Raw genomic sequence first — 16,642 nt, 5'->3', positions numbered from 1 at the left:
ATTTAGTCATTTTTTGTCTTGCCTTTAAAGTGCAGGTAAAGTGCCCCACTCCCACTAATTATCAGCAAAATCCAAGGTGTGCCGTGTAAAAAAACATCGAACCAGTCAATACCCTGCATGCCCACAGCGCCGCCCGCTATCCAACGTATTTTTCCCACAATATGCGGTTCCGGCGAAAAGGGAGCCAATCCGAGCGTTACACTAAACAACAAAAAATATTTCCAGTTATCGAAAAATGATTTAGCTGACATATTTTCTCAATTTAGTCCAACTGCCCGCATTATGTACATCATTAAATCCGTTACTTTTTAATACACCTTTTGCAGCCGCACTGCGCATGCCAGATGCACAACAAACAATAACGGGTTTGTCTTTTTTAATTTTTTTCAAGTTACCTTTTAACTGATCTAAAGGGATATTTAATGAACCGCGAATATGTCCTGAAACAAATTCACCCGGCGTGCGCACATCAACAATTACGGCGCCATTTGCTAAGAGTTCACTGTAATTAACAGCATTGCCTCCAAATAATTTTTTTATAAAATCTAACATACTATTATTTTAAACTAACCCATTAACAACTAACCAGCTACCACCGTTATAACATTGTTCAATACCTTGTGCGGCGAGATATTGCGTAGCCTGTGCACTGCGCATGCCCGATGCACAAATCAACACTATCGGTTTTGCCATTGTTTTAAATGCTTCTAAATTTTGTGGCACCTCATTTAATGGAATGTTTACTGAGTCTGCAACATGTCCGCCCATAAATTCAGCAGGCGTTCTAACGTCAACAATACTTACTGTTGGTTCTTTCAAAATTGTTTCCAGTGTCATTTTCTTTAATTTTTAGCAAAGGTATGAGCGTGGGTTACTGTAGTTGGTGACTTTGGTTACGTTGCATAAAAAAGTGTATTGCGGTTTACAATACACTTTTGATGTAATAATTAATTTTTAATTTAAATTTTCAAAAATCGCACCTGGCTTTTCAATTTTTTATAAATAAAATATCCGCAAACAATAAATACAAAAAGTGGCCAAATGCGAACAAGACCAATAATAAAGTTTAAAATAAAATTCCATCCTGATGCAAATGATTTTCCAACTTTTGTAAAAAATCCATTTTTTGCAATTACAGGTTGTGCATCGGGCGCATAAAATGTAATGGTCAATGTTGAATAGGAAGTTAATCCCGACAAGTAATTGAGTCTACCCTGAGCAGTTTCTATATCATTGCGCACTTCATTCAGTTGTTTTTCCATTTGAATAATAGCATCCATGGTTTTGCATTGCTGTAATAATTCATAATAGCGTTCCTCCAATGCTTTTTTAATTCGAATATGTGCAGTTAAATCTAAAAACTCAGTAGTTACATCTTCAGTGGTAATGTTTTTCGATTCCAGTTTACCTGCTTTGTCGGAAATATCTTTTAAAAAAAAATCAAATTGTGTTGCAGGAATTCTAACCACCAGTTTGCGCGATGACTGGTAGTTATCTTCGTTTGCAGTCTCCTCTGAAATATATCCCCCATTTGCCGAAAGGGCAGTTTTAATAACTACTTCAGTGGCATCCAGGTTTTCCGACGAAAAGCTGATATCCCCTTTTTTAATCACCTTTCGTTCTAACGCATAATTGTTGTTTTCAGCAGAAATTTTTAATGGCGTTTGCTGTGCTGAGACCAACATACTCTTTTGGTCATTTTCACCGGACATTGCTTTGTTTTCCAAGGCGCTGTCCGCAAAATCACGTTTCTGATCACATGCAGTAAGCCCCAGGCTTAACACCAGCATGTATAAAAATAAGGTTCGTGGCATAATAATTGGTTTAAGTATATTTGATTGTTTGTCATTGAGATGCAACGTGAACTGCTTTGCATAAACTCAATTGTAAATGATTTGTAAAACAAGCGCATATCCTTATCCAAGCTATGTCGCTATAACTTTGTTATCCCATCTAAACTTTATTTTTAATAAATAAAATGCTCAAACATGCACTACACATTTACTAAATCTGCCCCGGCTTTATCCCAATTTTCCATTTTCGTTAAACTTAATTTTTTCCAATATTTATTGCTGGCAACTTTTTCTTTTACAAGCGGCTTGCAACTTAATGCACAAGTTCCTGAAATTGAATGGGCCAAAAGTTATGGTGGCAACGATTCAGAAGTTGCTCAAAAAGTATTGCTCACAGCGGATGGCGGATATTATGTAGTTGGATATACGGGTTCAAATTCCGGCGACGTTGGCGTTAACCATGGTTCAATGGATTATTGGATAATTAAACTGAATAACCTTGGCGATATTGTTTGGGAAAACACTTACGGTGGTTCAAATTATGATTATGCATTAAGTGCAGTTTTAACCGGGGAGGGCGGATGCATTTTAGTTGGTAAATCGCAATCAAATGATGGTGATGCAACCGACAATCATGGATTTGATGATTATTTTGCGGTTTGTGTCGACAGCGATGGAAATACTGTTTGGAAAAAAAGTTATGGCGGCTCTAATTTTGAACAGGCGAAAGCAATTGTTGCTACTAATGATGGTAATTATGTAATTTATGGTCACTCCTCCTCTACTGATGGCGATAAAACTACAAGTTTTGGTGGGGCTGATTTATGGATGGTGAAAATTAATCCTGCCGGAAATATAATTTGGGAAAAATCGTACGGAGATGCAGACGAAAATTTTGGTGATGCACTTTTACAAACTACCACAGGCGAATTTATTTTATCATGGCATATTGCAGGTGCCGGCGATTATCGATTAATGAAATTATCTGCCGATGGTGATATTATCTGGAATAAAACCTATGGTGGAACAAATAGTGATATTGCTTATGCAATAAAAGAAAATTCGAGTGGCAGTTTTATTATAAACGGAATATCAAATTCTGTTGATGGTGATGTTACAGGTTTACACGGTGCATTTGCAAGTGATATTTGGGCAATGGAAATTAATGGCGATGGTGATATTATTTGGAAAAAATGTTTTGGCGGTACCGCAGATGAAACCGGAACAGATGTTATTATTAATAACAACGGAAATTATGTTTTAGCAGGAATATCAACAAGCAATAATGATGGTGATGTTACCGGCCACCATGGCGCAGCTTATTCCGGCGATTATTGGATATTTGAATTAGATGCAAGTCAAAATATTATTTGGCAACTTTCTTTAGGTGGCACTTCAACCGATGAAATTTATTCCATTCAGCAAACACCTGATAATGGTTATATTTTAGCAGGATGGTCCGGTTCGGCAAACGGTGATGTTACAGACCATATTTTTATTTTCGATTTCTGGATCGTAAAACTGAGTAATACCTGTGAAGAATTAACGTGGTATGCCGATGCAGATAACGATGGTTTCGGCAATGCATTAAGTACATTAACTGCATGTGATATGCCGGTTGGTTATGTTGCAAATGCCGATGACTGTAATGATGCGAACGCTGCTATTTTTCCGGGTAACACAGATATTTGTAATGCACTAGACGACGATTGTGATGGATTTATTGATGAAGATGTTGTGTTTACCACTTATTATTTTGATAACGATGATGATGGTTTTGGCGACACCGATATGGATACAACTGCTTGCAATATTATTGTTGGATATGTTTTAAATAATACCGATTGCAACGATGCAAATGCAACAATACATCCTGATGCAATAGAAATATGTAACGATGTAGACGACAATTGCAACGCGCTCACCGATGAAGGTTTGCCGGAATTTACATTATTTGCCGATGCAGATAGTGATACTTTTGGAAATGCTGATGTTACCATTACATCTTGTTATGCAGCACTTACTGGTTACGTAATTAATTCCAGCGATTGTGATGATTCCAATCCGGATATTAATCCTGCTGCAGATGAAATTTGTAATGCATTAGATGATGATTGTGATGGATTTACTGATGAAAATTTACCGATACTCACCTATTATCTCGATGCCGATTCCGATACCTATGGCGATGCTGCAATTGATTCTGTATCCTGCACCACACCTACAGGTTACGTTCCCAACAACACCGATTGTGATGACACTAATGCAGCAATTTATCCAGGTGCAATTGAAATATTAAATGGTTTAGATGATAATTGTGATGAATTAATTGATGAAGGCGTAGCAATTAATCAACTATCACCCGATGCACTTATACAAATTAATAATCCTGTCACCAACAACCTTCAAATTAATTACCACGGAACAGAAAATATAAATTATTACATCATCACCATCACAGGCGAATGCATCCACAAAGGTCAACTCAACGCCGGCGAAAATATTATCGACATGAGCATATTTTCAACAGGATTATATTTCGTGGTAACAAATAGTTTGAAGGTATTGCGTTTCGAAAAAATAAATTGAAAGCTTAACGTGATTTATTTGGAGCATCAACATCTCGCTTCGCAGTATACTTCACTTCCCGCTTTTCGCTGCAACCCCTTTTCCGATGCGGACAAAGGGGTTTCCGCTCAATCGGGGCTAGGTGAACTTAATCAATTCTAAATTAAATAAAAATTGAAACAGCCTTTGGGAGAAAATTGATTGATTGAAACAAGATTGAACAATCCCGATAGCTATCGGGAGAACAAAATTGAAACAAAATTGAATAACCATTTCTTAAAAAACCTGATTTTCAATTTTGATTTAATTAACAAATTTTGTTCGATCAAAAAATAATTTCGCAACGATTCGTTATATTCTAAAATTAGTAGGTTTGTTAAATAATAAAATGCCTTAACTAAGTTAAAACATCATTTCACCCTTTAAAAAGTAGATTTCACTCAAAATCATTATTCGAATCAGATTTTTATTGTAATTTCACATTGAAACCCCGTTTCATATGAAAAACCCTAAATTTACGCTAATCCAATATAAATAATAAAATTGGTGTAAAATGAAAAACCATAAATTTAACAAATCAGATTATGCCGCTATGGCCGGCATTTTTTGTTGTTGAATAATGATATAAACGCAGGTGTTGTATATACCAATATTGATCCGGATACTACACTATTTAACAACAACGGTATTTATCAGCTCGATATCGACGCTGATGCAGATGTAGATTTTACGTTTTTTAACAACAATATCTCATCACCAGGGTTTTATACTTATAGTAGTAATTATTATCCACCACATTTTAAACAGGAAATTTTTATTACACCATTTGCAGGTGGAAGTGTTGCAGGCAGTAAGTCAAATACCTATTCATTTTCAGATTTTTACTATTTTCCTTTTGCTTTGATATCCGGCAATTTCGTAGAACCATTTATGATGTGGCAAAACGGAAATGATCAAAAATTAATTTACCAATCAGCTATATTCGATTGGAGCATTGTTATAGCCGAAGGCGGTAACTGGGATCCGGAAACTACAAATCATTTTGTTGGCATCAGATTTAACGACGACCAGGATTCTTTACATTATGGATGGATTAGATGCGACATTACCGGCGATGGCCAAATATTGATCATAAAAGATTATGCCTATGAAACCACACCAAATAAACCCATTATAGCCGGCGACACCCTAATGTCAAATATTGGGGAAGTAAATACTATATCAACGAATATTTATTCCAATGCAAATAATATATTTATCCAATTAGATGTCATAAATCCAAATACTATTGCCGAGGTATTTGACATTTCAGGAAAACTGATATTAACAAAAACCCTTACTAACCTAAACACGAAATTACTACTGAATACAAGCCCCGGATTATATTTGGTCAAATTAAAATCCGAGGATTATTCATTTGAAAAAACGGTGTTTTTGAATTAGTAACCAATATAAAAAAATATAGGGTGGTTCCAATTTTGGGTATTTGGTGTTTTCAATTTTGTTCAATCAACAAATTTTGATCAATCAAAAAATAACATTCCCGTAGAAGATTTCGGGTCATTTATGCGCAACCCAAATGAAATTTCATGGGCATTATATTGTTTGCCAACAGTAATTCCAATATTATTACTATAAGTAGATCCAATATAATCCACTTCAGTAAAAACCTGCCCTTGCAAAATAATGCAATTGCAAAATAAAATAAATCCTAATACAAATTTCATGGTTTATGTGTTTTATGATTTGATAAAATAAATACATTTGCGTATAAAATACGCAAATGCATGGATAATTTTAACAATCGTAAAACGCTGGAAATACTAAAATATTGTTCGCAAACCCGCAGGGGGAAGGTTTGTCAGAGATGAGAGACGGGTTTCCAACAACCTTATCAGGCGGTCAGGCGAAAAATCCACATGACAACGCCCGAGAATTAGATAATATGGATTATCTTTAAAATCTATAAGTTGACCTAAGACTATAAAATGTAAAACTGCTAACCTCCTTAAGATTATAAATGCGTATAAAACCACTCATATTTTTAATATTTATTTTAAACGTTATTGCTTGTCGTTATGACAACCTGCAAGATTATTCAGATTGTGCTGAATTTGATATTCCCCCCTCTGAATATTGGGCCTCTGTACTGCGAAACAGATTATCAGTATAAAGCTCCATTTTTAATCCCAATAATGATTTAGAATTTGTCTATATATTTTATGACAACATATCAGGTAAAAAGTTCATTAGAAGTGTTTAATTATTCTACTAACGAGAAAAAGTTTTAATTGATGATGGCGTATCGGATATTTCTCAACCAAATTGGGGAATTTATAATAAAATTGCATTTAATAATTATAACCAAATTTATTGGATTTTAAGTGATGGATCTTAATTGTTGCAACTTGGTAATGATTACCGTAGCACATCACCTGAATGGATTAATCAAGATTCTTCATTAATATTTGCAAATTATTGGTTAGAAGCAGCAAATCAATATCATGGGGAAGAAGAGCATATGTATGAATCAATTTTTAGTTCTAATGGGGCATTGATAGATAGTTTTACAATTATATCCCCAGATGAAACTATGAGTGGTTTATCACTCGGTTCATTTGATAACCTTTCAATGTTGTTTGCAAGAATCTATAATACAGATGATGATAACAATTTTAGAATGGATCTTATTGATATTAAAAATAAAATTATCGTAGAGACCATTGAAATACCAAATGTTGAAAATAAAACAATCAGCTGTGTTCAGTGGCACCCCAATGGACAGGATTTATTTTTAGTCAATGGTATGGAAATCTTTATAAATTCAATTTAGCTTCAGGAATAACTTCTGTTGTTATTGAATCTTGCGATTCAAGATGGTATGACAAATTTTCTTTTTCTTCAGATGGCAGCAAAATAATTGCAGAAAAAGTGAATAACACATTCGATGGATTAACAATCTGGCAAACTTCAGAAATTGTCCTAATGAATATTGATGGTTCTGGTGAGGTAATAATTTTACAGTAATTTGAAAGCTCAATTTATGCGATAAAATATTTAAAGTTGGGGCCTTAGTTTTATCAAGCTGCAAGTCTTTAGGTGCGGTTTCAACCCGCAGCAATCTTTAATTTTAATCAACCATAAATTATCCTTCCCATCAAAATTGGCGACTGCAAATCAACCAATCCTCAAAATCCCAATTTTGTTCAATCAACAAATTTTGATCAATCATAAAATCTCCCCTAAAGTGAAAAACCACCAAGAAGTTCGAACAACGTTCGCTTCGCAGTGGTTTTTCTACTTTAGGTGGAGTTGAGGGTACCGTTATCGAACCAATTGAGACTTGAACTAAAACATCTTTTTGAGTTAAAATCGTTCATATTAACCTCAAATAGAACAAGTTAGCATGAAAAAGGCATTTATTTAAAAAAACACTTCTGCTGTTAGTTGATAATCACTTTCTTTGAATACTTATTTTTTCCCGAAATAATAGTAACAATATAAATACCTTTGGGTTCATTCAAAGGTATATCCGTAAACTTTTCTGTGATCTGGTTTGAATAGATTTCTTTTCCGGTTATATCAGCAACAGACAGTTGCACATCATTGTATTGTTCGTTCAAGGTAACATAAATCGTATTGCCGTAGCTATAGATTACTGCATCTAATTTATTTTCCTCTGCGACATCAACATAACTGATTGTATCACCCGCTACTATTGGATGATTGCACTCGGTTTCGTATGCAAAATCTTTTATAACAAGCTCACGTCCAAAGTCTTTTACATCCAGCCGAATCCATCCATAGTGATAACAATTTGCTGTATCCTTAAAATACACTCCTAAATATCTATCTACTACCTCAGGATACCAATGCCCTCCATTCGGCCAGTAAGTGCTATTCTCCCCCAGGAATCGATACGCCAATTCTTGATATCCTGCATTTTGAAAATCAAGGCTATTCTGATCAATTATGGCGCCTTCTGCAAGCGCGTATGGGTGGTACACAGTTGATCCACCATATGATGGAAATATAACATGAGGATTTCCTGCTATTAAATTTCCAAAGACAAGTGGACCCGCATATATTGCATTAAAATGCGAGGTGCTTGATGAGGTGGGCATAAACCAGAAGGATCTCTTTAGAAATCTGAAATCTGACACACCGTCATAGTTTAAATCAATAGTGTATGTTTCCCATTCTTCATTAATCAATGTGTCAGGTATAATATCTCCGTAAATAACTTCCGCTCCTATATCATTTTTAATGAGTAAAAAGCTTGCCGCAAACAGGGAATATTCCTTAATATGAAATTTTGAATTTTTCAACTTACTGTTTAATTAGCTTTCCAACGGCTACATTGCCGTCTTCAAATTTAATGATTATTTGATAGACCCCATAACTCAGACTAGAAATGTCAAGCCTTTGCCCGCTTAAAGCCTCTGTTTCCAAACAAATGCTACCGGTAATAGTAATAACCTTGACTTGTAATTTACCTTGAATAACGGAATTGTCCTGTAATCCTATAAGTGTTACTGCATTATTTGTCGGATTTGGATACACCTTCAAATCATAATGACTATCCACTTCATCAAGCTTGAGGGGGTAATACGCACGAATAGGAATTCTAAAGTAGCCAAAGGTGTAGGCAGGAGCTGTCAGCGTTAGTAAAGAATCTCCCCAAGGTTCATTAATAAGCGTATCTATTTTCCTTATTTCCCACGGATATGGTTCGGAACATGTTGTGTCAGCTGCGAGTGCATATGTTTCATTCAATTTATAAAGCGTTCCGTTCCCTTTTCCTGAAGTCGAATATGGTTTTAATGCATCAATACAAAAAATTTCTGCAGTATCTACAACTTGAATTTTCCCTCCATCAACATATACCCCAAACGTGCCCGAAGTATTGATCGTGTATAGCTGTGTCGTGTCTCTAATATTACTAAAATAAATGTAGAGGAAATTCTGTTCAGGGTTGATGAAAACTGTCGGCTGAACATTCACAGACTTACTTCCGATTGTGTAATTTGTCTGCAATAATTTCAAATCATTTTTTGGTATCTCACTTAAAAGTTCAAATGCAAACCAAGTCGTCATTTTAATGAGGTAATTTCGGCTAAAAGATGAATCTTCGGGTGCAAAAATCGGTGAAATTGACCACCTCGCGCCGATTTAAGCTGACCAACTAAGGCCGGTTGAAATTGACCACCTGAGGCCGGACGAAATTGACCACCAAAAATTAAGTTTAGGTTCATGTTGATTTGGTAGCACTAATATACACAGTTTTGAGCAATCAAAAAACCCCTCAAAACCTATACCCCAAACCCATTCCAAAAAAATTATTAACTGCCGGACCGGGCATATTAATTATAATATTCCCCTCGTCGTATTTCATCCATGTTAAACCGGAGCCGCCGTAAATGGTAAAAAATAAATTATCGGTTATATCGGTTTTAAAACCCAATGCAATTCTTGTATCTAAAACATGGTAGGCACCGGTGAGGTGCACAAATCCAATATAATAGGAATAATTATCATTCGGCTCAATTATTTTATCTCTTGATAATTCAGAGAGGTAATCAGCGCGCAGCGGACTGTGGCTGTATTCTCCGGATAACATCAGATAAGGTTCAATTTTCAAATTTGTACTAAAATAATATCGGTAATTAATTTTCAGTCCGAAATATTCATCAAATTTTGTCGGATGCACATTAATATTCTCCAAAGGTTCCGTAGAAGATTTCGGGTCATTTATGCGCAACCCAAATGAAATTTCATGGGCATTATATTGTTTGCCAACAGTAATTCCAATATTATTACTATAAGTAGATCCAATATAATCCACTTCAGTAAAAACCTGCCCTTGCAAAATAATACATTTGCAAAATAAAATAAATCCTAATACAAATTTCATGGTTTATGTGTTTTATGATTTGATAAAATAAATACATTTGCGTATAAAATACGCAAATGCTGGGGTAATTTTAACAATCGTAAAACGATGGAAACAATAAAATATTGTTCGCAAACCCGCAGTGGGAATGTTTGTAAGAGATGAGAGACGGGTTCCCAACAACCTTATCAGGCGGTCAGGCGAAAAATCCACCTGACAACGCCCGAGAATTAGATAATATGGATTATCTTTAAAATCTATAAGTTTACCTAAAACTATAAAATGTAGAACTTCTAACCTCCTGAAGATTATAAATGGGTATAAAACCCACCATATTTTTAATATTTATTTTAAACATTATTGCTTGTCGTTATGATAATCTGCAAGATTATACAGATTGTGCTGAATTTGACATTCAACCTTCTGTCATAGGGCCACTTTATGGAGAAACGGAGATTCAATTTAAAGCCCCATTTATTAACCCTAACAACGATTCTGAATTTGTTTATATTTTTTATGACAAAATAACTGAAATGAGTTCATTGGAAATATATAACTATTCAACCGGAGAGAAAAAGGTTTTATTGGAAAATGATGTTTGGGATGTTTCGCAACCTAATTGGGGAATAAATAATAAAATTGCATTTAACAAAGCAAACCAGATTTATTGGATTAGCAGTGAAGGATCCGACCTCCGGCAGCTTGACAATGATTATAGGAGCTGCTATCCGGAATGGATAAATGCTGATTCTACACTAGTATTTACAAATTATTGGCTTGAACCGGGAAACCAATATCATGGCGACATTGAACATATGTATGAAACCAGTTTAAGTGCAGAAGGCACATTAATAGACAGTTTTACAATTACTTATAATGGCGGAAGTTATGGGTTGCCATTGGGAACATATAATAATACAAATAGGTTGTTCGCTTGTATTCAGAATTTAAATGGTAATGGGGAATTTACTTTGGATCTCATTGATATTAAAAATAAAATTATAATTAATTCGGTTCAACTGCCGAATGTTGAAAATAAATCAATTTGTTGCATTCAGTGGCACCCAAACGGACAGGATATTTTTTTCAGCCAATGGTATGGAAATCTTTACAAATATAATTTAGCTTCCAATACAACTTCTATTGTATTAGAATCATGCGATTCACGATGGTATAACAAATTCTCCCTTTCCGCTGATGGCAATAAAATGGTTGCCGAAAAAGTGAATAATACTTTCGATGGACTAACTATATGGCAAACTTCAGAAATTGTCCTAATGAATAGTGATGGTTCTGGTGAGGTAATAATTTTACAGTAATTTGAAAGCTCAATTTATGCGATAAAATATTTAAAGTTGGGGCCTTAGTTTTATCAAGCTGCAAGTCTTTAGGTGCGGTTTCAACCCGCAGCAATCTTTTAATTTTAATCAACCATAAATTATCCTTCCCATCAAAATTGGCGACTGCAAATCAACCAATCCTCAAAATCCCAATTTTGTTCAATCAACAAATTTTGATCAATCATAAAATCTCCCCTAAAGTGAAAAACCACCAAGAAGTTCGAACAACGTTCGCTTCGCAGTGGTTTATCTACTTTAGGTGGAGTTGAGGGTACCGTTATCGAACCCGATAATATTGAAAATGAAGGAATTGTATAAAAATACAATAAGCTTTTGTTCTTGCCATATACTTAAATACCCAAAGTAAAATTATAACAGGATTACGTCCATCCCATTACTCCGACGATCAAGATTGATTATATTTATTTAACAAACTTGGCAAAACATCGAAATCCTACATATTCAGAATTTTCAGTATAAGTTGATTGTAAATAACAACTGGCTGATTCACTATTCCAATTTGCGCCTATAGCAAAACCTTCGACATTGGTCATTTCCGAAACATTTGAACAAAGGCCTTTCACCTTACTTTTTTTATCAATTATATGAACATCTGAAAGTTTTGCAGTGAATTCATTTTTATTAAAAAAATCAACTGCTAAATTAAACTCCTCTTTAGAAGGCAAATAATAAATAATTTCCTTCCCAGTTCGTTTGCTTACAACTTCACTTCTCCATTCACAAAAAAGACTTACTTGAAAAAAATCAATCCCTACAACTGGGTAATTGTCAAAATCATTTGGTTTTAAATAATTACCAGAATAAACTTTATACCAACTTGCAGAATCAGGTACTAGCTTACTTAAATTATTGGAATCTTTTTCTTCCATAAAAAATAAAAATTCTCTCCAAGCTAAATTAGTTATTTCATATTCATCTACATAAAATTCTTTTCCGGGACCTGCAATAGTCCCAGTAGGATTATTCCCAATTGGAAACAAAAAATAATAATTAAGAAGGAAAACTCCAAGAAATTGTGCCATTATCATTAATTGTAATTTCTAAGCCAAAATATTGACGAGCAATTAGTTTATTGAATTCTGTATTATTTAAATAATGCAAGGTTTTAATTTGTGTTGAAGTAATTCCACCTCTGTAAATTCCCCAAATTTTCAAAATTGTAGTAGCTTTTAGGACATCACTTGATTGCGAATTTTCAAAGCAGTCAAGTCCAAAAAAACCACAAAAAGAGTTTTCAGAAATTTCTCCGACACTAAAAGTGTTTATTTGATTATTTAAATCCTTTGCCGAAAATGTAGCCAAATATCCAGAAATAACAGTTGCATCTACCTTAGGTGGCGTGATAACATATCCAGCAGAACAAGCGCTTTGTGCCGCTGCTTTCGCTTCGCTTTTCGTACCTGCATACCCTTCAGAGCTGCCATCCTTGCATTGCCAATACCAAAAGCCTGTAGTGGCACTTTGATCAATTGTATAATTTTTAGCCATTTCTTCTTATATTCAAAGGTAATGTAATTTTCACACCTAAACAAGTAATGATAATTACCACTGATATTTGGTGATTATTGGATCTAATCCGGTATTTTCTAAATATCAAAATCGTCAAAGATGATAAAATGAATGTCAAAATTTGTCTTTTCAAGACAGATAAAATTTACTGAAATTGATTGAGAAATAAACGAGTGTGCTTCATCAAAGCAAAGTTATGATGAAAAATAACGATCTTAACGCTATAGCGTTAAGATCGTCTTCGTGGAGTTGGTGGGATTTGAACCCACGTCCAGACAAAGCATTAGCAAGCTTTCTACATGCTTAGATGTTTCTTGTTTGTCGGGAAGTTCAGGGTGAAACATCGAACCTGAGAACCTCCTTATTTCCTTTTTCTCACTTTACTCCGGAAATTAGTAAAGCCAGCCCGATGAGATGACGTTCACCGAAGTTGTACCGGACAACCAACATCGGGAACGAAGGCTACTTAATTCTCTGAATTAAGCTGCCATGGCGTAGTTAGACTCGCCGTGTAAAAATTGTTTCGTAGTTTAAGATTAAAGCGCCAAATCTACAATGCACTGCATGCTTACCTGTCAATGAACGATGCTGTCGATTCCTGTCAACCCCCAATAATGTGGGCAGAATAGTTAGCTTTTACCCGTTTTGGGCATCTGCAAACCCTGTCACATTCAATGCAAAACTAACCCTAAAAGTTCAATTTGAAAGCTAAACTTATATATTTGCATATAATGGCAGAGCAGCAGGATTCAACTCAAAGTGCAACCAGCCCCTATAAAAGGATTATTCCTAACATAGAGGACTGGCCGATTTATCGCATCAGCAAAAACCGCGAGCAGGTTATTCATGGCGTTGTAGAGGAAACACTTCAAAATATTATCAATAAAAACGCAACGGAAAAAGACGTTCATAACGAACTGGCAAAAGCCATTTACCTCGAAAAAATTCGCGTAGAACGCCCCTGGAAAACTGATCCACCTGACGATAAAAAATTCTGGACAGAAGTAAAAAATAAACTCGTTGAATTTGAAAGTGCACCTGACGGACAAATTGAAGCTGAAAAAGAAATTCTCCGCAAAATAATTACACGATATGTAACTGAAATTGTTGGAAATTTTGATAAAGGCACCTATCAGTTTTCTGAACGGTTTGTGCCATTTGCATTCAATCGTTTACTCAATGCATCGCACAGCAGAGCATTTATTCGCTTATTCGGCAATAAAAAAGACTTACTCAAAAGTATTCACGTAATTGGTGAAATTGAACAACTAAGGAATTTAGCCAAAGACGGAATCGTAGTTGTTGTGCCAACACATACCAGTAATATCGATTCCATTACTGTTGGATGGGGTATTTCTGCTATCGGTTTACCGGCTTGTTTTTATGGTGCCGGATTAAATTTATTTTCTGTGCGTTTTCTCGCCTATTTTATGAATCGTTTAGGCGCTTATCGTGTGGACAGACGCAAAAAAAATGCGATTTATCTAGAGGCTTTAAAAACGTATAGCACACAAACAATTTATCAGGGCGGACATAGTTTATTTTTTCCGGGCGGAACACGTTCACGCAGCAACGTTGTTGAATCACAATTAAAATTAGGCTTGCTGGGAACCGCTCTGGAAGCGCAACGCAGACAAATTTTAGATACCAATGGCAACGGCTTCAAAAAAGTTTATGTGGTTCCTGTTACACTCAATTATGGTTTTGTATTGGAAGCACCTGAATTAATTGATGAACATTTGCGTAATGTTGGAAAAGAACGTTATTTCGTTCCTTCCGATAAATATTCTTCATCTTACAAAATATTAAAATTTTTATATCGCTTTGTAACAGCAGATGCCGATTTTACCATTGCTTTTGGTCGTTGTATGGATATTTTCGGAAATCCTGTTGATGACAATGGAAACAGTTTAGATCAAAATGGCAATCATATCGATATCCGCGATTATTTTAAATCACATGGCGAATTAAAACACGATACGCAACGTGATGCTGTTTATACTAAAATGCTGAGTGAAAGTATCGTTAAAGCCTTCAAACGCAATAACGTAGCACTTCCTGAGCATGTAATTGCTTACGCAGCCTTCAAATTATTTCAATCGAAACATCATACCAGCGATTTATATTCCGTATTGCGCATGCCGGAAGAATTCCGTGAATTAACGCATGAAGAATTAAAAACTGCTGTGCGAAAAGTGGTAAAAGAACTTACCAAACTGGAACACAAAGAAGAAATTCGTGTAGACCCGATTGTGAAGGCTGAAGATTTGGATGAAGTGATTGATTATGCAATTAAAAAACTGGGTGTATATCACGCAAAAAGGCCGCTGCTCAAAAATAAAAAAATGGAATGATAAAATGTCAGGATATGAAATTGCTGCTATTTTATCATAACCGACTGGAAGGTTACGGATTAGAAAAACATGTCTAAAAAAATTAGTGTTGGCGTAGTTGGTGCAGGTAGTTTTGGTACTGCCGTTGCTAATTTATTGGCAGAAAATAATCATGTGTATTTGTATTCACGCCGCTTAGAAAATGTGGAAGAATTAATCCGCAGTAAAAAATCTTCTAATCAGCCTTTACATGAAAATATCACACCCACAAATGATATCGGATTATTAACCCGCGAATGTTATTTAATATTTCCCATTGTTTCCAGCGACGGGTTTAAAGATATGATTCGAACCATGGCGCCTTTTCTGCGTCCGGATCATATTTTAATTCATGGCACCAAAGGTTTGGCAGTCAAAAAAAAGGGACTTGAAAAATTAAAACAACGCGCTCGAATTGCAGGAAAAAATGTGCTCACCATGAGCGAATTAATTCGTGCGGAAAGTGTGGTAGTGCGTGTTGGCTGTATGGCTGGTCCGAATCTTGCAAAAGAAATTGCTCAGGGTTTACCAGCTGCTACCGTTATTGCCAGTCGGTTCGATGAAGTAATTCACGAAGGTCAGATGGCGCTAAAAAGTCCGCGCTTCCAGGTTTACGGCAGTTATGATATTGTTGGTGTTGAATTAGCCGGCGTATTAAAAAACATTCTCGCTATTGGCAGTGGTATTGTCAGCGGATTAAATTTAGGTGAAAACGCACGTGCCCTGCTCATCACAAAGGCTGGGCAGAAATTATAAAACTGAGTGAAGCATTAGGGGCAGATGTTAAATCGTTTTTAGGTTTGGCAGGCATCGGTGATATTATTGCAACCTGCTCCTCTCCTAACAGTCGCAACTATTCAGTTGGTTATCGACTCGCAAAAGGTGAAACCATCAGCGATATTAAAAATTCGATGGAAGAAGTTGCAGAAGGTATTAACACCATTCGTATTGCAAACGGACTTGCAAATTATTACAAAGTAAATTGCCCGATTATAAAAACACTTGCTCAAGGCATTTTTGATGAATTAAATGTGCATGCCGGTATCGAATACCTGATGAAATACCGTATGAGTATGGATGTTGAATTTATATAAAAAAAAAGTTGGAATAAATTTTACTTCATTCCAACTTCCAATTATTTCAAAT

General features: G+C 35.3%; 16 protein-coding genes, 1 other RNA gene and 1 pseudogene. 7 read left to right on the top strand and 11 right to left on the bottom strand.

Going from position 1 to position 16,642, the window contains the following annotated elements:
* Positions 1-2 precede the first annotated feature (2 nt).
* The 4 genes from IPI65_14725 to IPI65_14710 all read right to left on the bottom strand — a co-directional run bounded on the left by IPI65_14725 (position 3) and on the right by IPI65_14710 (position 1,814).
* Entirely contained in the window at positions 3-251 is a 249-nt protein-coding gene (locus tag IPI65_14725; GenBank protein ID MBK7442726.1) for a hypothetical protein, read from the bottom strand.
* Positions 241-552, bottom strand: a complete 312-nt coding sequence (locus IPI65_14720) for a rhodanese-like domain-containing protein (GenBank protein MBK7442725.1) — start codon at positions 550-552, stop codon at positions 241-243. Before IPI65_14720 ends, IPI65_14725 begins: the two co-directional genes overlap by 11 nt.
* Before the next feature lie 9 nt (positions 553-561).
* Positions 562-837, bottom strand: coding sequence for a rhodanese-like domain-containing protein (locus IPI65_14715; protein ID MBK7442724.1), 276 nt, complete (start codon positions 835-837; stop codon positions 562-564).
* 122 nt (positions 838-959) lie between these two features.
* Positions 960-1,814, bottom strand: coding sequence for a DUF4349 domain-containing protein (locus IPI65_14710; GenBank protein MBK7442723.1), 855 nt, complete (start codon positions 1,812-1,814; stop codon positions 960-962).
* Positions 1,815-1,988: 174 nt separating this feature from the next.
* On the opposite strand from IPI65_14710, the gene IPI65_14705 reads away from it, so the two are divergent.
* Together IPI65_14705 and IPI65_14700 are read left to right on the top strand one after the other, a co-directional pair.
* The gene (locus tag IPI65_14705) at positions 1,989-4,382 is read left to right on the top strand and encodes a hypothetical protein (GenBank protein MBK7442722.1); all 2,394 of its coding nucleotides are present in this window, start codon (positions 1,989-1,991) and stop codon (positions 4,380-4,382) included.
* Between the two features lie 591 nt (positions 4,383-4,973).
* Complete coding sequence (locus tag IPI65_14700; GenBank protein MBK7442721.1) at positions 4,974-5,804, top strand: T9SS type A sorting domain-containing protein; 831 nt, start codon at positions 4,974-4,976, stop codon at positions 5,802-5,804.
* Positions 5,805-5,884: 80 nt separating this feature from the next.
* On the opposite strand, the gene IPI65_14695 is transcribed toward IPI65_14700, so the two are convergent.
* The gene (locus tag IPI65_14695) at positions 5,885-6,088 is read right to left on the bottom strand and encodes a hypothetical protein (GenBank protein ID MBK7442720.1); all 204 of its coding nucleotides are present in this window, start codon (positions 6,086-6,088) and stop codon (positions 5,885-5,887) included.
* Between the two features lie 674 nt (positions 6,089-6,762).
* Between IPI65_14695 and IPI65_14690 the strand changes: the two genes are divergently transcribed.
* On the top strand, positions 6,763-7,194 hold the full coding sequence (locus tag IPI65_14690) for a hypothetical protein (protein ID MBK7442719.1): 432 nt from the start codon (positions 6,763-6,765) through the stop codon (positions 7,192-7,194).
* Complete coding sequence (locus IPI65_14685) at positions 7,128-7,388, top strand: hypothetical protein (protein MBK7442718.1); 261 nt, start codon at positions 7,128-7,130, stop codon at positions 7,386-7,388. Before IPI65_14690 ends, IPI65_14685 begins: the two co-directional genes overlap by 67 nt.
* Before the next feature lie 416 nt (positions 7,389-7,804).
* On the opposite strand, the gene IPI65_14680 is transcribed toward IPI65_14685, so the two are convergent.
* From IPI65_14680 to IPI65_14670, 3 genes are all read right to left on the bottom strand, one after another.
* A complete protein-coding gene (locus IPI65_14680; protein ID MBK7442717.1) occupies positions 7,805-8,689 on the bottom strand; it encodes a T9SS type A sorting domain-containing protein in 885 nt (294 codons plus the stop codon).
* Between the two features lies 1 nt (position 8,690).
* Positions 8,691-9,458: a T9SS type A sorting domain-containing protein gene (locus IPI65_14675; protein MBK7442716.1), complete on the bottom strand. Its 768-nt coding sequence runs from the start codon at positions 9,456-9,458 to the stop codon at positions 8,691-8,693.
* 208 nt (positions 9,459-9,666) lie between these two features.
* The gene (locus IPI65_14670) at positions 9,667-10,275 is read right to left on the bottom strand and encodes a hypothetical protein (protein MBK7442715.1); all 609 of its coding nucleotides are present in this window, start codon (positions 10,273-10,275) and stop codon (positions 9,667-9,669) included.
* 293 nt (positions 10,276-10,568) lie between these two features.
* Between IPI65_14670 and IPI65_14665 the strand changes: the two genes are divergently transcribed.
* Positions 10,569-11,573, top strand: coding sequence for a hypothetical protein (locus IPI65_14665; protein MBK7442714.1), 1,005 nt, complete (start codon positions 10,569-10,571; stop codon positions 11,571-11,573).
* A gap of 443 nt (positions 11,574-12,016) precedes the next feature.
* On the opposite strand, the gene IPI65_14660 is transcribed toward IPI65_14665, so the two are convergent.
* From IPI65_14660 to ssrA, 3 genes are all read right to left on the bottom strand, one after another.
* Positions 12,017-12,637 carry an SUMF1/EgtB/PvdO family nonheme iron enzyme gene (locus IPI65_14660; protein MBK7442713.1) on the bottom strand — a complete coding sequence of 207 codons (621 nt, stop codon included), beginning with the start codon at positions 12,635-12,637 and terminating at the stop codon, positions 12,017-12,019.
* Positions 12,606-13,103 (bottom strand): hypothetical protein, encoded by a 498-nt coding sequence (locus IPI65_14655; GenBank protein ID MBK7442712.1) that lies wholly within the window; start codon positions 13,101-13,103, stop codon positions 12,606-12,608. Before IPI65_14655 ends, IPI65_14660 begins: the two co-directional genes overlap by 32 nt.
* 262 nt (positions 13,104-13,365) lie before the next feature.
* Positions 13,366-13,733: a transfer-messenger RNA gene (gene ssrA, locus IPI65_14650) on the bottom strand.
* 92 nt (positions 13,734-13,825) lie between these two features.
* Between ssrA and IPI65_14645 the strand changes: the two genes are divergently transcribed.
* Entirely contained in the window at positions 13,826-15,478 is a 1,653-nt protein-coding gene (locus IPI65_14645) for a 1-acyl-sn-glycerol-3-phosphate acyltransferase (protein ID MBK7442711.1), read from the top strand.
* Positions 15,479-15,547: 69 nt separating this feature from the next.
* A pseudogene (locus IPI65_14640) lies at positions 15,548-16,590 on the top strand (NAD(P)-dependent glycerol-3-phosphate dehydrogenase).
* Positions 16,591-16,642 lie beyond the last annotated feature (52 nt).

This window comes from Bacteroidota bacterium, assembly GCA_016706255.1.
GTDB lineage: Bacteria > Bacteroidota > Bacteroidia > Chitinophagales > BACL12 > UBA7236.
Note: the sequence above shows the minus strand (reverse complement) of the source record. Positions and strands in the feature narration are given on the sequence as shown.